A 23,319-nucleotide genomic window follows, 5' to 3' on the forward strand; every position below is an offset into this window, starting at 1 on the left:
AGCCGACCGGGGTGTCTGGCGCTATACATCGACCTGAGCGACCGAGTTGATTATGGATTCAAAGCATGAATTCCGAGTTGCCGAGCATCTTGAGCATCCCCCAATCAGTCCCCGCTCCTGGGGGAGAGGGCTTGGGTTAGGGCGAAATTCCGGACAGTGCCAATTATTGAAAGGCTGGCTCAACATTCGCAGCTGAGACCGCACTCAATGTGCGCAACCCAACCAGCACGACTACTACCATCACGACCCCGGCGCCAATGGCCACCCCGAATCCCGCCCGCGCGCCATAAGAATCGATAACCAGACCCGAAAGCATGCCACCGAGCGCTACGCCGATGCTGATGCCGGTGGTCATCCACGTCAGGCCTTCGGTAATCCTAGATGGCGGAACAATGATCGTACCCAGGTGCATCACCATCACCATGGTTGGCGCAAATGACATGCCAGCGATAAACAGCATCCCTGAAAGGATATAAACGTCCGCTGAAAAAATCGGTAAAACACTTGTGAGTGCCGTGACCAATATCCCGATAAAGAACTGTTTTTCTATCGACAGAGAAATCCTCAACGCACCAAACGTCAGACCCGCAATCATCGAGCCGAGCGCATAGGCTGCGAGGATGAATGTGGCGGACTCTGGCCAGCCTTGTGCGTTGGCGAAGGCCACGACTGCCACGTCGATCGATCCGCCAATCATCCCCATCGCCAGCAGCGCGAGGACGATGGTGCGTACGCCGGGAATAAGCAACGTGGAGCTGGTGCGGCTGATGTTGCCCACGACCACTTTCGGTTCTGTCTGGCGCTGCATAAGAAAAGCCGTCACCCCGACCGCCAGCATCACAACGGCAACCAGCGGCCCGGCTTCGGCGAAAAAACTCACGCTCAAACCAATCGCCAGGGGTGGGCCGATGATGTAGGCGAGTTCAGTCAGCACGGTGTCCAGAGAGAACGCCGTGTGCAATTGCGGTTTGCCACGGAACAGCTGCGACCAGCGTGCTCTGATCATCGAGGGCATGCTCGGCATCGTCCCCGCGAGTGCCGCCAGAACAAACAGCAGCGCGACCGGCGCCCGCAGGTACACAGCGATGATCAGCGCCAGCAACATGCCAATGCTGAAAGCGGTGACGACGGGCAGCACGCGACTCTGGCCACGCTGATCAACCAGTTTCGAGATATGCGGGCCGATCAGCGCATTGGCCAAGGTAAACGTACCGGCGACTGCGCCGGCCAGCCAGTAAACACCGGTTTGCTGCACCAGCATGGTGATAATGCCAATGCCGATCATTGCCTGCGGCAACCGCGCAATAGAACTCGCGAGCACTAACCCCGTGGCACCGGGGGTCGTTAGAAGCTCGCTATAGTGATTAGCCATGATGCCTCCATTCCATAATCGTCGCCGATCAGCATCCCGCTGCATGCGCCGCCGCCAAGTTTGGCCGCGTCAGACATCAAGACCTACGCGCACGGCAAAAGCAACCACAGGCTTTGGTTTTGATGACTGCGTTTACCGTGCAGCCGACGCAAAGCGTTGCCCTCACCCCAGCCCTCCCGGAGGTAGAGGGGGCCGACCGAGGTGTCTGGCGTTGTACATCGACCTGAAACATCGAGTTGATTATGGATTCGCTAAAAATCGTTCAGATCGGCGTATCTCTTGAACATCCCCCAATCGGTCACCTCTCGCTTTGGGAGAGGGTTAGGGTCTCTTTTCGCGCCCAAACAAAAACCCGCACAAGGCGGGTTTTGTTTGGAGCAAACGCAGCAATCAGTCAGCCAGACGCCAGGTCGTCCCGCCCTTGCCGTCTTCCAGCACCACACCCATCGCGGTGAGCTGGTCGCGGATACGGTCGGATTCAGCCCAGTCTTTACCAGCACGTGCCGCCAGACGCGCAGCAATCAGCGCATCAACCTCAGCCGCATCGACCCGCCCTTCGGCGCCGGCCTGCAAGAAGTCGTCAGCCTCAAGCTGCAACACCCCCAGCACGCTCGCCAACTCCTTCAAACGAGCCGCCAGACCGGCCGCGGCATTGAGATCGCTCTCGCGCAGACGGTTGATCTCGCGAACCATCTCGAACAGCACCGCACAGGCTTCCGGCGTGCCGAAGTCGTCGTTCATCACCTGGGTGAAACGCTCGACGAAGGCTTCGCCGCCAGCCGGCGCGACGTTCGGCAGGCCTTTCAACGCGTGGTAGAAACGCTCGAGCGCGCCCTTGGCGTCCTTGAGGTTGTCTTCCGAGTAGTTGATCGCGCTGCGGTAGTGGCTCGACACCAGCAGGTAACGCACGACTTCCGGGTGGTACTTTTCCAGCACGTCGCGAATGGTGAAGAAGTTGTTCAAGGACTTGGACATCTTCTCGCCATTGATGCGAATCATGCCGCAATGCATCCACGCGTTGGCGTAGGTCTTGCCGGTGGCCGCTTCGCTCTGGGCGATTTCGTTTTCGTGGTGCGGGAACTCAAGGTCGCTGCCGCCGCCATGAATGTCGAAGGTCTCACCCAGGCAGCAGGTGGACATCACCGAGCACTCGATGTGCCAGCCCGGACGACCCTCGCCCCACGGCGAAGGCCAGCTCGGCTCACCCGGTTTGGTGGCTTTCCACAGCACAAAGTCCAGCGGGTCCTGTTTCGACTCGTCGACTTCGATCCGCGCGCCGATGCGCAGGTCTTCGATTTTCTTGCGCGACAGCTTGCCGTAGCCCATGAACTTGGCGACGCGGTAATACACGTCGCCATTGCCCGGGGCGTAGGCGTAACCCTTGTCGATCAGCGTCTGGATCATGCTCAGCATGCCCGGAATGTGATCGGTGGCCCGCGGTTCCATGTCTGGCTTGAGGATATTGAGGCGGGCCTCGTCCTCGTGCATCGCGGTGATCATGCGTTCGGTCAGCGCGTCGAACGGCTCGCCGTTCTCCTTGGCCCGATTGATGATCTTGTCTTCAATGTCGGTGATGTTGCGCACATAGGTCAGGTTATAACCGCTGAACCGCAACCAGCGGGTCACCAGGTCGAACGCGACCATGCTGCGGCCGTGGCCAATATGGCAGTAGTCGTACACGGTCATCCCGCAGACGTACATGCGCACATTGTTGCCATCCAGCGGCTTGAAGACTTCTTTGCTCTTGGTGAGCGTGTTGTAGATCGTAAGCACTTTAGGTTGCCTATTTATCAAGGCCGATCAGGCCTGTAATCACTGGCCCCACGAATCACGCAAGGTCACGGTACGGTTGAATACCGGAGCGCCCGGTTTCGAGTCCTTGATATCCGCGACGAAGTAACCTTCGCGCTCGAACTGGAAACGGTCTTCCGGCTGTGCATTGCCCAGCGAAGGCTCGGCACGACAACCGGTGAGGACTTGCAGCGAGTCAGGGTTGATGTTGTCCAGGAAACTGGCGCTGTCTTCGGCCTTCTCAGGGTTGGCCGAACGGAACAGGCGATCGTACAGGCGCACTTCGCATTCGACGCTGGCCGCAGCCGGCACCCAGTGCACCACGCCTTTGACCTTGCGGCCTTCAGGGTTCTTGCCCAGGGTTTCCGGGTCGTAGGAGCAACGCAGTTCGACGATGTTGCCATCGGCGTCCTTGATCGCTTCGTCGGCGCGGATCACGTAGCTGCCGCGCAGACGCACTTCGCCAGCAGGTTCCAGGCGCTTGTAGCCTTTTGGCGGCTCTTCCATGAAGTCTTCACGGTCGATGTAGAGCTCACGGGCGAACGGCAGGACGCGCACGCCCATGTCTTCTTTCGGGTGGCACGCCAGTTCGAGGTTCTCGACCTGGCCTTCCGGGTAGTTGGTGATCACGACTTTCAGCGGACGCAGCACGCACATGGCACGCGGGGCGCTGTGGTCGAGGTCGTCACGGATGCTGAATTCCAGCATGCCGAAATCGACCACGCCGTCGGAACGGTTGGTGCCGATCATTTCGCAGAAGTTGCGGATCGATTTGGGCGTGTAACCACGGCGGCGGAAGCCGGACAGCGTGGACATGCGCGGATCGTCCCAGCCATGAACGTGCTTTTCATCGACCAGTTGCTTGAGCTTGCGCTTGCTGGTGATGGTGTAGTTCAGGTTCAGGCGGCTGAACTCGTACTGACGCGGCTTCGCCGGTACTGGCAGGTTGTCGAGGAACCACTCGTACAGCGGACGATGGCTTTCGAACTCCAGGGTGCAGATCGAGTGGGTGATGCCTTCGATGGCGTCCGACTGACCGTGGGTGAAGTCATAGTTCGGGTAGATGCACCACTTGTCACCGGTCTGGTGGTGATGCGCGTGACGGATGCGATACATGATCGGGTCGCGCAGGTTCATGTTCGGCGAGGCCATGTCGATCTTGGCCCGCAGCACGCGTGCGCCGTCCTTGAACTCACCGGCCTTCATGCGGGCGAACCAATCGAGGTTTTCTTCGACGCTGCGATCACGGAACGGGCTGTTTTTGCCCGGTTCGGTCAGCGTGCCGCGATATTCCTTGGCCTGTTCAGGGCTCAGGTCATCGACGTAGGCCTTGCCGGCCTTGATCAGCTCAATGGCCCAATCGTGCAACTGGTCGAAATACTGCGAGGCGTAGCGCACTTCACCGGACCATTCGAAGCCCAGCCATTTGACGTCGCTTTCGATCGCGTCGATGTATTCCTGGTCTTCCTTGGCCGGGTTGGTGTCGTCGAAACGCAGGTGCGTGACGCCGCCAAATTCCTGGGCCAGGCCGAAGTTCACGCAAATCGACTTGGCGTGACCGATGTGCAGGTAGCCATTGGGCTCAGGCGGGAAACGGGTGACGATCTGCGTGTGCTTACCCGAGTCCAGGTCCGCCTGGATGATCGGGCGCAGGAAATTGACCGGCACGGCAGGGCCGGTCTTGGAATTCGAGGTAGGGTCGACAGTGGGCTTGCTCATAGGATCCTTGAACGTACAAGTGCGCGGCCAGTTGGCCAAATCAAAGCGGCGGTTAAAACAAAGGGGCTTATCATAGCCGATGCCGTCAAGTCGCTGACAGAGCAGGCCCGAAAACGGCTGCATTTAATCGGGGGCAAGTGAAAAACAGCCTCGAAATTCGCGCCCGGCACGCTAAACTGCGCACCTTGGCCGAATCTGGCCGGACCGGTTGAGGGCTTCAATGCCCCAAAACCCACGAATTATTAGAAACCGCTTCTTTTATAAAGAGTCCCCGATCATGACCCAAGTCAAACTGACAACAAACCATGGCGACATCGTCCTGGAACTGAACGCTGAGAAAGCCCCGATCACCGTGGCCAACTTCATCGAGTACGTCAAAGCCGGTCACTACGAAAACACTGTTTTCCACCGCGTCATCGGTAACTTCATGATCCAGGGCGGCGGTTTCGAGCCAGGCATGAAAGAAAAGAAAGACAAGCGCCCAAGCATCCAGAACGAAGCCGACAACGGCCTGCCGAACGAGAAGTACAGCGTTGCCATGGCCCGCACCATGGAGCCGCATTCGGCTTCCGCCCAGTTCTTCATCAACGTGGCTGACAACAGCTTTTTGAACCACAGCGGCAAAACCGCTCAGGGTTGGGGCTACGCCGTATTCGCTAAAGTCGTTGAAGGCACCGACGTGGTCGACAAGATCAAAGGCGTGGCTACCACTTCCAAAGCCGGCCACCAGGACGTACCTGCAGAAGACGTGATCATCGAGAAAGCCGAGATCATTGAGTGATACTGCTGATTTCAGACTTGCATCTGGAAGAGGAGCGCCCGGACATTACCCGGGCGTTTCTGGATTTGCTCGCCGGACGCGCCCGCTCGGCGAGTGCGTTGTACATCTTGGGCGACTTTTTCGAGGCGTGGATTGGCGACGATGCCATGACGCCGTTCCAGCGTTCCATCTGCCAGGCCCTGCGCGACCTCAGTGACAGCGGCACGGCCATTTTTCTGATGCACGGCAATCGCGACTTCATGCTCGGCCAGGCCTTTTGCAAACAGGCCGGTTGTACGTTGCTGAAAGATCCGAGTGTCGTGCAATTTTACGGCGAGCCGGTGCTATTGATGCACGGCGACAGCCTCTGCACCCGCGACGAGGCTTATATGAAGCTGCGTCGCTATCTGCGTAATCCGGTTACCCTGTTCATCCTGCGCCACTTGCCTTTGCGGACTCGCCATAAGCTGGCGCGCAAGCTGCGCAATGAAAGCCGTGCGCAGACACGGATGAAGGCCAATGACATTGTTGATGTCACGCCCGAAGAAGTGCCGCGGATCATGCAGGCCTTTGGTGTGAAAACCCTGATCCATGGGCACACCCATCGCCCGGCCATTCACAAGTTGCAGATTGGCGAGCAGGCGGCTAAACGGATTGTGTTGGGGGATTGGGATCGTCAGGGGTGGGCGTTGCAGGTGGATGAAAGTGGGTTTGCGTTGGCGCCATTCGACTTCGCCCCGCCGCCACAACTGGCAGCACCTTCTGCCTGATCTTGATCGTTCCCACGCTCTGCGTGGGAATGTCTCAACGGACGCTCCGCGTTCGACATTGGAAGGGACGCGGAGCGTCCCGGGCTGCATTCCCACGCGGAGCGTGGGAACGATCAGTTTCAGGCCTTAGTGACCTGACGCAGCCGGCCCCGCCTTCGCCGCAAACGGCGGTTTCGCCAGCCACACCAGCACAATCAAGCCCATGAACGCCCACCCCAGCAACGTGAAGTAATCCACGGTGGAGAGCATGTACGCCTGGCTGGTCAGCACATGATCCAGTTGCGCATATGCCGGACTGCTCGCCCCGCCCAGGCTGTTCAGCGCCTCGCGGGTAGCCGGCTCATAGGTGCTGATGCTTTCGCTCATATAGGCGTGGTGCTGATCGGCTCGGCGAATCCAGATCCACGTCGTCAGCGACGCAGCAAAACTACCGCCCAGTGTCCGCAGGAACGTCGCCAGGCCCGCGCCGTCGGCGATCTGGCTCGGTGGCAGGTCCGACATCAGAATGCTCAAGGTCGGCATGAAGAACAGCGCCACGCCAATTCCCATGAACAACTGCACCAGAGCGATGTGCTGGAAGTCCACTTCGTTGGTAAACCCGGCACGCATGAAGCAGCTCAGGCCAATCGCCAGGAACGCCAGCCCGGCCAGCAGCCGCAGGTCGAATTTATGTGCGTACTTGCCGACAAACGGCGACATCAGCACCGGCAGAATCCCGATCGGCGCCACCGCGAGCCCCGCCCAGGTTGCCGTGTAACCCATCTGGGTTTGCAGCCATTGCGGCAGAATCAGGTTGATCCCGAAGAACCCGGCGTAACCCAACACCAGCACAATCGTGCCGATGCGGAAGTTGCGGTGAGCGAATAGCCGCAGATTGACTACCGGGTGCTTGTCGGTCATTTCCCAGATCACGAACACCGCCAGCGCAATCACCGAAATCGCCGCGCCGATGAGGATGAAGTTCGACTCGAACCAGTCCAGGTCGTTGCCCTTGTCGAGGATCACCTGCAATGCGCCGACGCCAATGATCAGGGTGATCAAGCCGACGTAATCCATCGGTTGGTAGCTGGTTTGCACTGGCCGCGCCTTGAGTTGCTGGCGCACCACCATCACCGCGAAAACACCGATCGGCACGTTGATAAAGAAGATCCACGGCCAGCTGTAGCTGTCGGTAATCCAACCACCGAGGATGGGGCCGGCAATCGGCGCCACCACCGTGACCATCGCCAGCAACGCAAGGGCCATGCCGCGCCTGGCGGGCGGATAGACGGCAATCAGCAGCGTTTGAGTCATCGGGTACAACGGACCTGCCACCAGGCCTTGAAGCACCCGAAAGCCAATCAGCTCCGGCATTGAGGTCGAGATACCGCATAGAAACGAAGCCAGCACGAACAGGATCGTCGCCCAGAGAAACAGCTTCACCTCGCCGAAACGCCGGCTGAGCCAGCCGGTCAGCGGCAGCGCGATGGCGTTGCTGACCGCGAACGAGGTAATCACCCAAGTGCCCTGCTCCGAACTCACGCCGAGGTTGCCGGAAATCGTCGGCAACGCCACGTTGGCGATCGTGGTGTCGAGCACTTGCATGAAGGTCGCCAGCGACAGGCCAATGGTGCTGAGCAGCAGGCTGGGCGGCGTGAAAGACGCGTTATTGCTCATCGCAAATCCTTTGGAGCTGAATTTTTTGGAGCGGGGGCTCCTGTGGCGAGGGGGCTTGTCGGAACGCCGCATCGCCCCGTTGGGTCGCGAAGCGGCCCTGGAAGATGGGACTGCTGCGCAGTCCAACGGGGGCGAGCCCCCTCACCACAAAGGCTCACTCCCACAGGGTCGGTGTGATGACTGATCAGCGTTGAACGGTTTTGCTGACCGCCGCGCTGTTGTCATGGATCAACTGAGTGATCATCGCGTCGGCCTCGGCCAATTGAAGGTCGTAGACATTGGTGCTGAACGAAGCCTTTTGCGGCGACTGTTGTGCCAGCACCGGGCCGCTCTGGTCACGCAGGTTCACATCGACCTGAGTCGACAGGCCGACCCGCAACGGGTGCCTGGCCAGTTCTTCGGCGTTGATGTGAATCCGCACCGGCACCCGCTGGACGATTTTGATCCAGTTGCCGGTGGCGTTCTGCGCCGGCAGCAAGGCAAACGCGCTGCCGGTACCGGCACCAAGGCTGTCGATGGTGCCGCTGAACTTCACGTCGCTGCCGTACAGGTCGGCCTCGATATCTACGGGCTGGCCAATGCGCATATCACGCAGCTGGGTTTCCTTGAAGTTGGCGTCGATCCACAGCTGATCCAGCGGAATCACCGCCATCAATGCGGTGCCCGGCTGAACGCGTTGGCCCAGTTGTACCGAGCGCTTGGCCACGTAACCGGTGACCGGCGCGATCAAGGTGCTGCGGGAGTTGTTCAAATACGCCTGACGCAATTGCGCGGCAGCGGACATCACGTCCGGGTGCGACGACACCACGGTGTCATCAACCAGCGCACTGGTGGTTTTGAGTTGCTGTCTGGCGTTGGCCAGGGCGTTTTGCGCCGAGGTCAGGTCGTCGCGAGCATGGGACAGTTCTTCCTGGGAAATCGCCCCGCCAGCGGCGAGGTTTTTCCGGCGATTGAAGTTGTCCTGAGCCTTTTGCACTTCGGCCTGCTGCGCATTGACCTGGGCTTTCATGCCGTCGACGTTGCTGTACAAGCCGCGAACCTGACGCACGGTGCGGGCCAGATTGGCCTGGGCACTTTGCAGGCCGACTTCGGCGTCGTTCGGGTCGAAGTTGATCAGCACCTGGCCTTCGTGAACCAGGTCGCCATCGTCGGCACCGATGCTGACCACAGTGCCGGTGACCAGCGGAGTGATTTCAACCACGTTGCCGTTTACATAGGCGTCGTCGGTGCTTTCGTTCCAGCGCCCATAGAGTTCGTGATAACCCCAGACGCCGATGCCGGCGAGGATCACCACGATCGCGAGCGCTGCCAGCATGACTTTGCGTTTACGCGAATTGCGGGTGTCTTGTGCGTTGTCAGGGGTGGGTGTTGTTTCGGCAGTGGCCATGACAAATACCTCGAATCAGTTGTTCAGCGTGGCTGGGGTTGCATTGGCGGCGGCCAGGGTTTCGCCCTGGAAGCCGCCGCCCAGCGCCTGCATCAGTTGGATCGACAGGTCGATCTGCTCGGCATTCAGGTTGGCCAGCTGCCGCTGGGCCTGGAGCAGTTGCTGCTCGATGCTGAGCACGTCCAGGTAATTCCCGATGCCGGAACCGTACCGCTCAACCACCGTGTTGTAAGAATCCTGAGCAATGTCGGTGGCGCGCTGTTGTGCCCCGATCTGCCGGCCGATATCGCGCAGCTGGTTGATGGTGTCGCTGACATCGCCCAGGGCTTTCACCAGGCTTTTGTTGTACTGCGCCACCGCGAGGTCGTAATCGGCGTCGCGGGAATCGAGGTCGGCGCGCAGGCGGCCACCGTCGAAAATCGGCACCGAGATCGTTGGTGCAATGTTGAAGAAGCGACTGGCCGAACCGAACATCGCATCGCCCAGCAACGACTCGGCACCGGCCGCGGCGCTCAGGTTGAGGTTGGGGTAGAAGCGGGTTTTGCCGGCGTCGATGTTCTTGCTCGCCGCCTCGACCCGCCAACGCGCGGCCACCAGGTCTGGACGCCGACCGAGCAACTCGGCCGGCAGCACCGATGGCAACGCGACAGCGCTGGCCTGGAGGATTTTCGGCCGGGGGATTTCGTTGCCGCGATCCGGGCCTTTGCCGAGCAAGACGGCCAAGGCGATTTTCGCGCTTTGCAGGCGTTTTTCGGCATCGATCAGGCTGGCTTCGGAGGTGGCTTCCAGGCTTTCGGTTTGCTGGAACTGGTATTGGCTGTCGATCCCCGAGCTCAGGCGACGCTGGCTCAGGTCGAGCATTTGTTTGGTGCGCTTGAGGTCTTCATTGGCCAGGTCGTAGACAATATGCGCCTGCCCCAGATCGCTGTAGGCGCGAGCGACGTCGGCGGACAACGTCAGTTGCGCGGCTTGTTGATCGACTTCGGCAGCACGGGCCTGGCCCAATGCTGCTTCCCAGGCATCACGCTGGCCGCCCCAAAGGTCAAAGTTGTAATTGAAACTGGCGCTGATGTTGCGCACGGTGGAGTACGCATCGCCCTCGCCCCTCGGGTCCTGATCCCGAGCCAGACGCGAACGGCTGACGCCGGCACTGGCATCGAGGGTCGGCATGCGAGCGGCATCCGCTGCGTAAGCGGCGGCACTGGCCTGGTGAGCACGGGCGTCGGCGATTTGCATGTCGGGGCTGTCGTGCAGGGCTTCGCGGATCAAGCCGTCGAGCTGTGGGTCGCCGAGGCTCTTCCACCAGTCGCTTTTCGGCCAGGCCGCGGGCGACAGGGTTACACCGCTGAGGGATTGTCCGGCCTTGAGGGTTTTCGCATCGAGGCTTTTGCCTTCGGTGGTCAGTCCGCTGTAGCTGGCGCAACCGGCCAGGGTCATGGCCGCCAGCACCAGGCTCAGGCCGGCACGCAGGGTTTTACTGCTCATTTGTCACCTACCCGCAGCAGGGTGATCGAGTCACCGGCTGCCACCAGAATTTTCTTCAGGATCTGTTCCAGGGTTTTCAATTCCTCTGGGGTGATCGCGCCAGCCAGTTCATTCATGGCGTCGGCGCCGATCTCCGGCAGGCGGTCAGTCAACTGCTGGCCTTGTTCGGTCAACACCAACTGAACCTGACGACGATCCGCCTCGGAGCGTTGGCGGGCGAGGAAGCCTTTCTGTTCCAGGCGGTCGAGCATGCGGGTCATCGATCCGCTGTCCAGCGACAGGTGACGACACAGCTCGGCGGGGGTATCGACGCCGAACTGGGCCATGATGATCAGCACTTTGAACTGCGCGGCAGTGATGCCGTGGGGTTCCATGTGCGTGTCGATGATCCGGTCCTTGAGCAGCGCAGCGCGCCCGAGCAGGAGACCGAGATGGCACGTGTGGAATTCGTCTGGGGTGAAATGCTTCATCTGACCACCAATTAGCTGCCTAGGCAGAGAATGTATGTCGAGATGTTACTGCCTAGGCAGCGAATGTCAACGCAATAGTTAGGTTGCTTGCTATTTTGTTGATCAATGGCTGGTGAGTGATCGTTCCCACGCTCTGCGTGGGAATGCCTCAACGGACGCTCTGCGTTTGGCTTGGGAAGGGACGCGGAGCGTCCCGGGCTGCATTCCCACGCGGAGCATGGGAACGATCAAGGAATGAAGTTGCATGTTTTGGGGCCGCTACGCGGCCCAACGGGGCGATGCGGCGTTCCGACAAACCCCCTCGCCACAGGGACCGCGCGGGGGTTTAGAAATCCCGCTTGTAGAAGATGTCCAGCGAACTGGCCACGCCGCCCGCTGCTTCGAGGTAGACCTTCTTGCTCAGCTTGTAACGCAAGGCGATGGTGTTGGCCGGTTCGAACACGCCAACGCCATAACGCAGGCTGAGCTTCTCGGAGATATTGCCGCTGGCGACCACGCTGGTGGCGTTGCCGCTACCCTCGGTATCGAGCTGGAAATCCTGAATCCCCAGGTTTTTCGCCAAGCCGCTGGTCACCCCCGAACTGCCCATCAAGCCCAGGCCGAGCGCCGCTTGAGCCAACATGTTGTTGTCCTCACCGTTGGTGCTCAGCGGGCGCCCCAGCACCAGATAGGACAACGCCTGTTCCTGGCTCATCGCCGGCTCGGAGAAGATCTGTGTGGTCGGCTGCTCGGCGCTACCGCTCAGGCGAATGCCGGCGATCACGTCGTCGGTCTGGCGAATCGCTTCGATGTCCAGGTACGGCTGATCGATCGGGCCGGCAAACAGCAAACGCGCCCGGCGTACGGTCAACCGCTGACCGTAGGCGCGATAACGCCCATCGTTGAGCCAGAGCTCGCCGCGGGTGTCCATGTTGTCGCCGATGTGCACATGACCTTGCAGGTTGGCGGTCAGGCCAAACCCGGCGAAGCTGAGTTTGTCCTGACCGACCACCACATCGATATCCATCGCCATGGCCATCGGGGGTTTGCCCTCTTCGGTCTGCTGGCCGACGATCACCGTGTCATCGGACACCTTGACCGTCGATGGCGGCAACTCGCGCACGGTGATCTCGCCTTTGGGCACCAATACCTTGCCGACAATCGCCAGTTTGTCGTCCTTCACCGAAATCTTCAGGTCCGGCGCCATTTCCAGCTTGGCGTAGGGCTCGACGGTGACCGGCAATTGCGTACCTTTGAGCGCCAGATCCACCACCAATGCCTGACCCCAGGCGATGTTGCCGCTCAAGGTGCCCTGCCCGGTCTTGCCGCTTTTCCAGCCGCCGTTCAATTGCACGGTTTCACCCGCAATCACGGCTTGAAGTTGCAGCGCTTCGAGGTCCATCGGCAGTTCAGGCCCGGAAATCTCGCCGTCGCTGAGCAGCAGATTGCCGTTGACCTGCGGCGCCAGCAGCGTACCGGCGAGCGTGCCGCTGCCATTCAAGCGTCCGGTCAGTTTCTCGACCATTGGCACGAATGGCCGCGCCACCGACAGGTCCAGACCACTCAGGCGGAACGAGCCGGTCAGTGGCTTGTCCTTCGGCAACGGATTGATCTGCGCCTGGAGCATCAGCTCACCGAGCTTGCCGCCGACGAAATTGAGGTCAGTGTCGATGCGCTTGGGCGTGAGTTTGCTGTTGAGTTTCAGGGTCTGGTACGGGAAGTCCAGCCACTGGTCCTTTTCCTTGATGCGCAACGTGCCGCCGCTGGCATCGACGCTGATCAGGCCGTTCGGGCCGCTGGCCGGCAGGTCCAGTTGCAGGTCCGCGTTGAGCCGGCCCTTCCAGGCGAAATCCTTGGGCAACCACTGCGCCAGGCTGTCGATCGGAAACTGTTTGAGGTGATAACGCAGCTTCGGCTCAGGCATCAGGCGCTGATCCTCACCGCACAGGCTGGCCGGGCCGGATGTCCAGCAATGGGCGCCGAAGTTGATCTTGCCGTCCGCCAGCCGCTCGAGCTTCGCCGGGCCTTGCAGCTTCCAGTCCTGACCGCCGGCCTGGATATCGCCGCTGGCCAGGCGCCCACGCCAATTGCCTTGGTCCAGATTGCCGTCGAGGCCGAGCGCGAGTTTCAGCTTCGGCCCTTGCAGGTCGAGGGCGAGTTTCTGGTTTTTGATGTCGCCCTGGCCGCTGGCGGTCAGCGTCCCCAGCGACGTTTCACCGGCCCGAATGCCGCTGCCCTTGAGGTCGATTTTCGCCCGTTGCGCGCTATCGAGGGTGGCGTCCAGATTCAGGCTTTGCAGGCGATTGTCTTCGAAGGCCAGTTGCGTGCCTTGCAGCCCGAGCTTGCCTTGCGGGGCCTTGAGTGTTCCGGCGACATCGACGCGACCATTGAGCTGACCGCGCAGTTGCGGCCACAACTGAGCCAGGCGCGGCAGCTTGATATCGATCTGACCGGTGAGCTTCTGTTGCAGGCTGCCCTTGCCGTTGATGCTGTTGTCGCCGAGGCGAACTTGCAGCGCGCTGAGGTTCCATTGCTCGCCACCGCCATCGGCGTTGGCCTGGATCACTGCCGGTTGACCGCGCAGTTTGCCTTTCAAGTCGAGATCAGCCGTCAGGCTGAGTGTTTCATTCTTCATCTCGCCCTTGCTGCGCAACGGTCCGGCCAGGATGCCCGGCAACTCCGCGACCCAGTACGCCGGGTTGATCGCCGACAGGTCCAGCGCCGTGTCCCAGGCAATGCCATCGGCGAATTGCAGGTTCAGGTGCCCTTCGGCCTTGCCCTGCCCGGCTTCGAGTTGAATTTGTTGCAGGTAGATCTTCGTCAGGTCGCCGCTGAACGGGCTGGTCAGGCTGAATTCTCCGGCCGGGCCGTCGAGTGCGGATTTGAAGCTGCCGAGGTATTTACCGTCGGTGTAGGAGACTTCACCGTTGAAACTGCGCAACGCCACTTCGGGCTCGTCGATCAGTGGATAGAGGCTGTGCCACGGGAAATCCAGCCAGTCGATTTTGGCATCGGCGCTCAGGCCTTTGCTCCAGTCGAGGTTGCCGGTGAGCTTCAGGCTTTGCTTGTCGTTGGCCGTGAGGTCCAGTCCGGCGATCTGCGCGCCATTGGCGTCGACCTTGCCTTGCAGCAACAACGCGACGGGGCCTTTTTCGCCCGGCAACGTGGCTTTGCCGAGCAACTGGTAACCGTTTTTCAGGTCGCCGTCGCCGGTGAGTTCCAGTTGGTTGAGTTGCAGGGTGTCCGGCAGATCGGCACCGGGCTTGAAGCCGTCAGCGGTGATCCGTGCCTTGGCCGGCAGGTTCTCCACCAGTGGTTGCAGCTCCCCGGTCAATTGCCCGTTCAGGTAACCGCTGCTGTCGGCTTTCAGGTTCAGGGTTTTCAGCAGATCGCCGTCGACCTTCAGGGCCAGCGTCCAAGGCGCGGTGCCGGGGGCTGGCAGGGTCAGTTGGCCTTGCGCCTTGAGCGGCCAGTTGCCGCTGGGTTGCAGCAGGCCTGAAAGATTCAGGCTCAGGTCATCCCTTTGCAAATGAACGGAATCGATCTGCAGACCGTTGGCCGTCCAGTGCGCCGCCAGTTGCAGGCCCTTGAGTTCTTCGCTGCCGTTGAACAGCAGGCTGCCGACCTGGACGTCGCCCAGTTCGATGGCCAGCGGCAAATCCAGGTCCGGAAGTTCGATCGAACCGCTGCTGTCTTCATCCGTGCCCGGTGGAAATTGCAGGCTGACTTGATCGGCCTTCAGTTGCTCGATGCACAGTGCCATACGCGTCAGGCACAGCGGCGACCAGGCGAAAATCACCTTGCTCAGCTCAACCCGGCTGGTGTCTTGCTGCCACAACACACGGTCGGCGCTCCACTGTCCGCCCAATCGGCCCTGATAATTTTCCACGGTCAGACCCGGCACCAACCCCAACGCCCAGCGGCTGCCCGTCGAAGTACCCAGCACGGTGGTCACGGTCAAAACGACCAGCATCAGCAGCGCCAGAATCGCCAACAGCGTTATTTTCAAACCACGCTTCACAGCTCAGGCCCCATGGAAAAGTGCAGTCGAATGCCGCCGTCGTCGTCCATCGCATGGGCCAAGTCGAGGCGAATCGGCCCTACCGGAGAAACCCAGCGCACGCCGATACCGACGCCGGTCTTGAGGTTCGGCAGTTCGAGGGTATTGAAGGAGTTGCCCTGATCAATGAACGTCGCGACCCGCCATTTTTCGGCAACGGAGTACTGATACTCGACGCTGCCGGCAACCATGTAACGGCCCCCGATGCGGTCGCCCTCGGAGTTTTCCGGTGACAGGCTCTGATAGTCGTAGCCGCGCACGCTCTGATCGCCACCGGCAAAAAAGCGCAACGACGGCGGTACCGATTTGTAGCCGTTGGTGGCGCTGCCGCCGACCTGCACCCGACCGAGGAAGCGGTGTTTGTCGAAGACCGTGGTCAAGCCCTTCACCAACGCGGTGCCGTAAAGCAGGTTGTTGTCAGAACCCAAACCTTCCTTGGCCACTTTGGTCTCGAATTCCAGGCGATAACCGTTGTGCGGGTCGATGCGGTTATCACTTTTAAGGTAGGAATAGCTGACGCCAGGCATCAGCAAGGTGCTAAGCCCCGAGTCGTCACCGAGCCTGTATTCCTCGCGTTGCCATTTGAGCGACACCACCCGCTGCCAACCGCTGGGCAGCTTGCTGTGCCACTCGGGACCGATGGTCAGCAGTTTGCTCAGGGAGTCCTTGTCGGCGATTTCTTCGTTCTGATAGCCACCGGCGAACCGCAGCTTGTCGGTCAGCGGCGGGTCCAGGGGAATGTCGTAGAACACGCCGACGTTCTGCCGAGGCGCCGAGACTTCGGTTTCCCAGCCATAGCTGTGCCCCTGAGGGTTGACCCAGTGCCGCGTCCAGTTGGCCTTGACCCGTGGGCCGACGTCAGTGGAATAGCCGAGCCCCAGACCCATGGTCCGTGGTTTGCGGGTTTCGAGTTTGACGTCCACCGGGATCACGTCGTTCCTGGACGCCGTCGGCGCCGCATCCACCCGTACGCTTTCGAAATAGCCACTCGATTGCATGGCCTGGCTGAGCTCGGCGATCAGTTCGGAGTCGTAGGGCGCCCCCTCCTTGAATGGCACCATGCGCTGCAGCAGGTCCTCGTCGAACGGCGTGTCCCCTTCAAAACTGACTTTGCCCAATGAATAACGCGGGCCGCTGTTGTAGACCAGTTCGATATCGGCGACGCCGGCTCGCGGGTCGACCAACAATTTCTGGCTGCTGAAATAACCACTGAAAAAGCCAAAACGCGAGGCCTGATTCTGAATCAGGCGCTTGGCGTCTTCGTAATGGCCATGGTTAAGCACTGCGCCGGTTTTCAGCGTATTGCTTTTGGGCACACGGAATGATTTGAGGGAGGCAGCAGGGCCGTCGACGCGAATGGTGACGTTGCGCAAATGCACCGGCTCGCCGGGCTCGATGTTCAGCACCAGGCGCGGCGTCTTGCCGCCCTTCACATCAGAGTCGATCTGCGGCTGGTAATAACCCAAGGCCTGGGCGGCCTTGCGCGCCTGTTCTTCGGCGCCACGACTGAAGCGCAGCAAGGCTTCTTCGTCTCGATCGCCGAGGCTGCCGATATAGCCCTCTATATTGGCTTTCAGTTCATCGTTGGACGGTTTGATCCGCACATCCAATTCACTTTGCGCCAGTGCCGCGCAGCTGGTAATCAGCATCAGCACGCCACTGGTAATTCTTCCTGGAAACTTCATAGGCGCGGATGCTATCACGAGCTTGGGAGCGTGATAGAGCCTGGCGTGCGGTGAAAGTTCTACCTTTATGCCGTTGCTGTTTGTAACACCTGCGGATTGGCGTGGAAAAACACGTGCTCGCGAATCGGTCCTACGGCGACCTCACCGATTTCCTCGTAGCCCTGACGCTTATAGAACTCCAGATAACGAGGATTCCCGGTATCGAGGATCACGCCCTCGGAGTGTTCATCCACCGCGCACCAGTTGTGCACCGCTTGCAGCAATTGTTCGCCAAAGTGTTTGCCCTGGAATTGCGGATGAACCCCCAGCAATGGCAGCAGGTGTACCGAGTCGGACGGCACACAAGCCATCACGGCATCGTGATACTCGAGATAACGTCGGGTACAGCGAAAACCGGTGCTCAGCACCATGCGCAGACGCCAGGCCCAACTCTCTGTGATGCCCAGGCGGCGTTGCGGCGGCGCGATCAGTGCGATGCCGATCAACCGGTCGTTGACCAGCAGGCCGATGGCCGGCAAGTCCTGAAGAAAGTGTTGCTTGACCAGTTCGCGCACGGTAGCCCGGACCCGCTGCTCATAACCGGGACGCTCGGCTTCGAACAGGTAGCCGAACGTCGGCTCATGCCGGTAAGCCTGGTACAGCAACGAACGTGCTTCGCGGGAATAGCCGCTGTCGAGCATGTGAATATCGGCGATGACAGTGGAAGTTTCGGGCATAACGGTTGATCTCCCCTGGCACAGGTCAGATGACTGCGCTCTTCTGGTTACGAGCCTATAGCGCTGGCACAGTTCCTTGCTGATCCGAATCAGTGTTGGTTGTGATGCCGCCATCGCAAGCGGGCTCGCTCCCACAAGGTATAGACCAGACTCGTCCCCTGTGGGAGCGAGCCTGCTCGCGATGAGGCCATTGCTACCAATACAAAGCTGTCGGACAAACACGAAACCCCTCACCCCAACACTGGCCCCATTCCTACATGTCAGCTAGCATCGCCCTTTTGCCAGGACTGCCGACCATGAAGATCGTCTCCTTCAACATCAACGGGCTGCGCGCTCGCCCTCATCAGTTGGCGGCGCTGATCGAAAAGCATCAGCCAGATGTGATCGGACTGCAGGAAACCAAGGTCCACGACGACCAATTCCCGCTGGCCGAGGTTCAGGCGCTGGGCTATCACGTGTATTTCCATGGTCAAAAAGGTCATTACGGCGTCGCCCTGCTCTCGCGCCAGGAACCTATCGCGCTGCACAAAGGTTTCGTCACCGATGAAGAAGACGCTCAGCGCCGCTTCATCTGGGGCACGTTCGCCGACACCAATGGCGTGCCGGTGACCATCATGAACGGCTATTTCCCACAGGGCGAAAGCCGCGATCACCCGACCAAGTTCCCCGCCAAGGAACGTTTTTACAGCGATCTGCAGCAGTTGCTGGAAAGCCAGTTCAGCAACGACCAGCCAGTGGTGGTGATGGGCGACGTGAACATTTCCCCTGAAGACTGCGACATCGGTATCGGCCCGGACAACATGAAACGCTGGCTGAAAACCGGCAAATGCAGCTTCCTGCCGGAAGAACGCGAGTGGATGGCCCGGCTGAAGAACTGGGGCCTGGTGGACAGCTTCCGTCACTTGAACCCGGAGGTGTCCGATCGTTTCAGCTGGTTCGACTACCGCAGCCGCGGTTTTGAGGATGAGCCCAAGCGTGGCCTGCGGATTGACTTGATCATGGCGTCCCACGGGTTGTTGCCACGGGTGAAGGACGCAGGTGTGGATTACGAATTGCGCGGGATGGAAAAACCGTCGGATCATGCGCCGATCTGGCTTGAATTGAGCTGATCCGGTTTCGCTGATCGTTCCCACGCTCTGCGTGGGAATGCCGCCAGGGACGCTCCGCGTTCCGCCTCTGGAAGTGACGCAGAGCGTCACGGGATGCATTCCCACGCAGAGCGAGGGAACGATCCGTCACACCCTGTCATCTTTCAGAAACCTTACTGACTTATTCTCCCGGCACTTCCTTTGGCTTATAAGGTGCCGGCATGACGCTGCGCGTGTTGTTCCTGTCGATACTGTGCGCCTGGCTGCCGCTGACGGCTTCGGCTGGCGCATTGCCGACGCCCGAGACTGGCCCGGTGCTGCGCATCCAGGGTTCCAACACCATTGGCGCGGCATTGGGCCCGGCGCTGGTTGAGGGGCTGATGCGCGAACAAGGCCTGCTCAAGGTTCACAGCGAGGCCCCGGACAAAGCCAACGAACTTCGCGTCATCGGCGAAACCGTTCAGGGCCGCCGGGTCGCGGTGGACATCGCGGCCCACGGTTCCAGCACCGGTTTCACCGCCCTGAAAACCGCCACCGCCGACCTCGCCGCCTCCTCGCGCCCGATCAAGGACAGCGAACGGGCAGACCTTGCACGCTTGGGTGATTTTAAAAGCGCCGGCGCCGAGCAGGTCATCGCCATCGATGGCCTGGCGATCATCCTTCATCCGCAAAATCCGTTGAGTGAACTGAACACCGAACAACTGGCGCGAATCTTCAGCGGCGAAGCAAAAACCTGGGAAGAACTCGGCGGCACCGGTGGGACGATTCATCTCTATGCGCGGGATGACCAATCGGGCACCTACGACACGTTCAAGGAATTGGTCCTCAGCCGTCGTGGGAAAACGCTGAGTAGCGCTGCGAAACGGTTCGAATCCAGCGAGCAATTGTCCGACGCGGTTAGCCTGGACCCGCAAGGGATCGGCTTCATCGGTCTGCCTTACGTGCGTCAAGCCAAAGCGGTAGCGATTGCCGATGGCCAATCCCAAGCCATGCTGCCGCTCAACAGCTTGATCGCCACGGAAGACTATCCATTGTCGCGCCGGCTGTTCTTTTACCTGCCGCCCAACGGGAAAAGTCCTTGGGCCGACGCATTGGTGGCGTTCGCTCAAAGCAGCAAAGGTCAGGCGATTGTCGCGGCCAATGGTTTTATCGCCCAGACCGTCCAGGCCATGACGGTCACGCCGAATGCATTGATGCCCGAGGGTTATCAGGCACTCAGCCGTCACGCCCAGCGCCTGACCGTGAATTTCCGTTTCGAAGAAGGCAGTGCGACGCTGGACAACAAGGCCCGGCAGGACCTGTCGCGGGTGCTCGACTATCTACAGCAGCACGAGAAGACCAATCGGCAGGTGACGCTGGTGGGGTTTGGCGACGCCAAAAGTGATCCGGCGCGGGCCGATCTGCTGTCGAAACTACGCGCCATGGCGGTGCGGCGGGAACTGGTGAAAAGCGGTGTGGTATTTCGCGAAATTCGCGGTTTTGGCGCCGAGATGCCGGTGGCGGCCAATAGCGCGGATGAAGGGCGAATCAAGAATCGGCGGGTTGAGGTTTGGGTGTATTGATGCCTCGGCTGATTCAGAAACACTCTTTGCGGTAGGTGGGCGTCCTGTGGCGAGGGGGCTTGTCGGAACGCCGCACCGTCCCGTTCGGCTGCGAAGCAGTCGTAAAACCGATGAATGCAGTCTTCCTGAAAAACGCGGGTAACCGGTTTGGGGCGGCTTCGCCACCCAACGGGGGCAAGCCCCCTCGCCACAGGTTTTCGTTTGCTTCAAGAATTCCTTGAGCCGTTAGCCTAGGAGTTTCTGCAACTGCGCCGTGGTATCCACCGCGCCCATGGTCTTGGCGGCATCCAGCGCAGAAACGCCATTGGCGTCCTTGGCTTTCGGATCGGCGCCTTTGCTGATCAGGTAATCGACGATTTCCACGCGATTGAACATCGCGGCCATCATCAGCGCAGTGCGACCGTCGAAGGACGAACCTTCCACTTGCGCGCCGCCTTCAACCAGTGCCTTGACCACCGCCAGATCACCCTTGAACGCCGCGCCGGCAATCGGGCTCTGGCCGTTGTCGTTACGGATTTCCGGGTCGGCCTTGTGTTCGAGCAGGACTTTTACCGTCTCCACATGGCCGTGGTAAGCGGCCAGCATCAGCAGCGTATCGCCCTTGTGGTTACGCAGGTTCGGCGGCAGGCCCTTGGTCAACAGCGCAGCCATCATGGCCGCATCGCCCTCACGCGCCTTGTTGAATACCTGTTCGGCAAATTCAGCGGCTTCTTCGGGGGACATCTGGCGGCTTTGGTCGGACATTGGGCACTCCACGTTCTGTTATTCGCAAAGCCGACAGTTTCCCGAGCAGCCCCGAGGCTGTCACTTCTTTTTTCTCATGGACGGCCATAGCCACATTCAATAGCGCTGCATTCAATAACGAAAAGCGCCGCCGTGAATATCCGCCAGCAACTGCGGAGTGACCTGCACGTAAGTCTGGGTCCCTGGCAGCCAGGCATAGATCGGATCATCGCCGGTTTTGCCGGGGTCGAAGGCTTCATCCTTAAGCCGGGTCTTCTGGTATTTGAAGGTGCCGGTGGTCTCCATTTTCACCTTCACCCGCAAGAATAACGGCACCGCATAGGCGGGCATTTGCTCACGGGCGAACGCCAGCAGTTCACTGAAATCCAGAGTCGCCAGGGACTCGGCTGGCGTTATCGCCGCCATCCCGGCACGCCCGTTGGTGTTGCGGATTTCCACGCCGTAGGCCACGGCTTCGGAAATATGCGGGTGTTGCAAAAGAAGGTTCTCGACTTCGGTGGTCGAGACGTTTTCGCCCTTCCAGCGGAAGGTATCTCCCAGCCGGTCAACAAATTGCGCGTGACCGAAACCGATGTTGCGCAGCAGGTCACCGGTATTGAAGTAACGGTCGCCCTTCTTGAACACGTCGTGCAACACAACCTTTTCGGTCTTCTGCGGATCGGTGTAGCCGTCCAGCGGCGCCTTGTCATCGATCTTCGCCAGCAACAGCCCCTGCTCGCCTTTGGCGACTTTGCGCATGTAGCCGCTGGCATCGCGAATGGGCGCGCCGCTGTCGTGGTCGTAGGCCGCCAACTCCCATGACATCAGGGAAAAACCGACGGTGTTGTCAAAGTTGAGGATGTTGGTGAAACCGATGTTGCCGTCGCTGGCGGCGTACAGTTCACAGATATGGTTGACCCCGAATCGCGTCTTGAATTCGCCCCATGCGCCGGGGCGCAGGCCATTGCCGATCATCTTCGTCACGCCGTGCTGGCTGTCGTCGGCGCTGGGCGGTTGATCCACCAGGTAGCGGCACAATTCACCGACGTAACCGAGGGTGGTCGCACGGTACTTGCGCACATCGTTCCAGAATTGACTGGCGCTGAACTTGCGGCGGATCGCAAAGCCCGAGGCGCCACTGATCGCCGAGCCCCAGCACACGCACAGCCCGGTGGCGTGATAGAGCGGCAAGGTGCAATAGACGACATCCTCCGGGCGCATATTCAGGGCGATCAGCCCGAAACTCGCGGAGCTGCGCATCCAGCGGCCGTGCTTGAATACCCCGGCCTTGGGCAAGCCGGTTGTGCCCGAGGTGTAGATATAGAAACAAGGATCGTCGAAAAAAACCTGCTGACTGCTGGCGGGGTTGGCGCTGGAGCTGTCGGCACTGGCGGTCATCAGGTTGATGAACCCGTCGGGCGCAATGCCCGGATGACTGAAGGTGTCTCGATCAGCAACGAACCAGGTGCGCGCCGCCTCGATCGACACCCGTTCGCGAACCGCCGAAAATGCCGGCACCAGCTCTTCTCCGACAATGATCGCCGCGGGTGCCACCAGGTTCAGGCTGTGAGCCAGGGTATCGCGGGTCTGCGAAGTATTGAGCAAGGCACTGATCGCGCCGACCTTGGCCACCGCCAGGATCGTCACCAGCAGTTCCGGGCGATTCTCGATAAAGACCGCCACCACATCGCCCTTGCGGATGCCTTGGGCAATCAAATGATGGGCGATGCGATTGGCCCATTGGTTGACCTGAGCATACGCAAGCGCCACTTCGCCCTGCAGCAATGCCGGGCCATCGGGATTGCGCAACGTCGCTTGCTCGAAGCTCCAGCCCAGGCCACACGGTTGGGTCGGGTCCTTGACGTTGGCGGCTTTCATGCCCTTCACCACGCGCGGAATGGCTTTGGCAATGGAAGGCAGCTTGCGGAGCATCATGCTCCAGGTAATCGTGTCGTTTGGCGTGCGGCTCATGGTTGCTCCCGGTCGATCTTTTTATTGTTCGGGCGGCGTTGATTGAGGCCGAAAATACGTCAGCGGTTCCTGAGCTGTACACGCGGTTTTTGAAATGATTTGTATCCACGTCTGCGGCATTCGTA

General features: G+C 60.2%; 16 protein-coding genes. 4 read left to right on the forward strand and 12 right to left on the reverse strand.

What is annotated here, in order from left to right; genetic code table 11:
- Positions 1-163 precede the first annotated feature (163 nt).
- From BLW70_RS24055 to BLW70_RS24065, 3 genes are all read right to left on the reverse strand, one after another.
- Positions 164-1,372: an MFS transporter gene (locus BLW70_RS24055; protein ID WP_074878251.1), complete on the reverse strand. Its 1,209-nt coding sequence runs from the start codon at positions 1,370-1,372 to the stop codon at positions 164-166.
- Positions 1,373-1,762: 390 nt separating this feature from the next.
- Complete coding sequence (gene cysS, locus BLW70_RS24060; RefSeq protein WP_074878252.1) at positions 1,763-3,145, reverse strand: cysteine--tRNA ligase; 1,383 nt, start codon at positions 3,143-3,145, stop codon at positions 1,763-1,765.
- Between the two features lie 39 nt (positions 3,146-3,184).
- The gene (locus BLW70_RS24065) at positions 3,185-4,882 is read right to left on the reverse strand and encodes a glutamine--tRNA ligase/YqeY domain fusion protein (RefSeq protein WP_074878253.1); all 1,698 of its coding nucleotides are present in this window, start codon (positions 4,880-4,882) and stop codon (positions 3,185-3,187) included.
- 277 nt (positions 4,883-5,159) lie between these two features.
- Between BLW70_RS24065 and BLW70_RS24070 the strand changes: the two genes are divergently transcribed.
- Together BLW70_RS24070 and lpxH are read left to right on the forward strand one after the other, a co-directional pair.
- Positions 5,160-5,663, forward strand: a complete 504-nt coding sequence (locus BLW70_RS24070; protein ID WP_074878254.1) for a peptidylprolyl isomerase — start codon at positions 5,160-5,162, stop codon at positions 5,661-5,663.
- A complete protein-coding gene (gene lpxH, locus BLW70_RS24075) occupies positions 5,660-6,412 on the forward strand; it encodes a UDP-2,3-diacylglucosamine diphosphatase (protein WP_074878257.1) in 753 nt (250 codons plus the stop codon). The genes BLW70_RS24070 and lpxH overlap by 4 nt, the downstream gene beginning before the upstream one ends.
- 126 nt (positions 6,413-6,538) lie before the next feature.
- Here the strand turns inward: lpxH and BLW70_RS24080 are convergent, their stop codons facing one another.
- The 7 genes from BLW70_RS24080 to BLW70_RS24110 form a co-directional block, all read right to left on the reverse strand.
- A complete protein-coding gene (locus BLW70_RS24080) occupies positions 6,539-8,068 on the reverse strand; it encodes a DHA2 family efflux MFS transporter permease subunit (protein ID WP_074878260.1) in 1,530 nt (509 codons plus the stop codon).
- Positions 8,069-8,252: 184 nt separating this feature from the next.
- Entirely contained in the window at positions 8,253-9,455 is a 1,203-nt protein-coding gene (locus BLW70_RS24085; RefSeq protein ID WP_074878261.1) for an HlyD/EmrA/EmrK family protein, read from the reverse strand.
- A gap of 15 nt (positions 9,456-9,470) precedes the next feature.
- On the reverse strand, positions 9,471-10,940 hold the full coding sequence (locus tag BLW70_RS24090) for an efflux transporter outer membrane subunit (RefSeq protein ID WP_074878262.1): 1,470 nt from the start codon (positions 10,938-10,940) through the stop codon (positions 9,471-9,473).
- On the reverse strand, positions 10,937-11,410 hold the full coding sequence (locus BLW70_RS24095) for a MarR family winged helix-turn-helix transcriptional regulator (protein ID WP_033057114.1): 474 nt from the start codon (positions 11,408-11,410) through the stop codon (positions 10,937-10,939). The genes BLW70_RS24090 and BLW70_RS24095 overlap by 4 nt, the downstream gene beginning before the upstream one ends.
- 325 nt (positions 11,411-11,735) lie before the next feature.
- Entirely contained in the window at positions 11,736-15,410 is a 3,675-nt protein-coding gene (locus BLW70_RS24100) for a translocation/assembly module TamB domain-containing protein (protein ID WP_074878264.1), read from the reverse strand.
- Positions 15,407-17,134, reverse strand: coding sequence for an autotransporter assembly complex protein TamA (locus tag BLW70_RS24105; RefSeq protein WP_074878266.1), 1,728 nt, complete (start codon positions 17,132-17,134; stop codon positions 15,407-15,409). The genes BLW70_RS24100 and BLW70_RS24105 overlap by 4 nt, the downstream gene beginning before the upstream one ends.
- A gap of 65 nt (positions 17,135-17,199) precedes the next feature.
- The gene (locus BLW70_RS24110; protein WP_046047485.1) at positions 17,200-17,850 is read right to left on the reverse strand and encodes a GNAT family N-acetyltransferase; all 651 of its coding nucleotides are present in this window, start codon (positions 17,848-17,850) and stop codon (positions 17,200-17,202) included.
- A 296-nt stretch (positions 17,851-18,146) separates the two neighbouring features.
- Here BLW70_RS24110 and xthA point away from each other — a divergent pair, with 296 nt between their 5' ends.
- Positions 18,147-18,959: an exodeoxyribonuclease III gene (gene xthA, locus BLW70_RS24115; RefSeq protein ID WP_074878268.1), complete on the forward strand. Its 813-nt coding sequence runs from the start codon at positions 18,147-18,149 to the stop codon at positions 18,957-18,959.
- Between the two features lie 200 nt (positions 18,960-19,159).
- Positions 19,160-20,500, forward strand: a complete 1,341-nt coding sequence (locus BLW70_RS24120; RefSeq protein WP_074878269.1) for a substrate-binding domain-containing protein — start codon at positions 19,160-19,162, stop codon at positions 20,498-20,500.
- Positions 20,501-20,725: 225 nt separating this feature from the next.
- On the opposite strand, the gene BLW70_RS24125 is transcribed toward BLW70_RS24120, so the two are convergent.
- Together BLW70_RS24125 and BLW70_RS24130 are read right to left on the reverse strand one after the other, a co-directional pair.
- Complete coding sequence (locus BLW70_RS24125) at positions 20,726-21,244, reverse strand: ankyrin repeat domain-containing protein (protein ID WP_056740408.1); 519 nt, start codon at positions 21,242-21,244, stop codon at positions 20,726-20,728.
- Between the two features lie 111 nt (positions 21,245-21,355).
- Entirely contained in the window at positions 21,356-23,194 is a 1,839-nt protein-coding gene (locus tag BLW70_RS24130; RefSeq protein WP_074878272.1) for a long-chain-acyl-CoA synthetase, read from the reverse strand.
- Positions 23,195-23,319: the final 125 nt, after the last annotated feature.

The organism is Pseudomonas frederiksbergensis, assembly GCF_900105495.1.
GTDB lineage: Bacteria > Pseudomonadota > Gammaproteobacteria > Pseudomonadales > Pseudomonadaceae > Aquipseudomonas > Aquipseudomonas frederiksbergensis.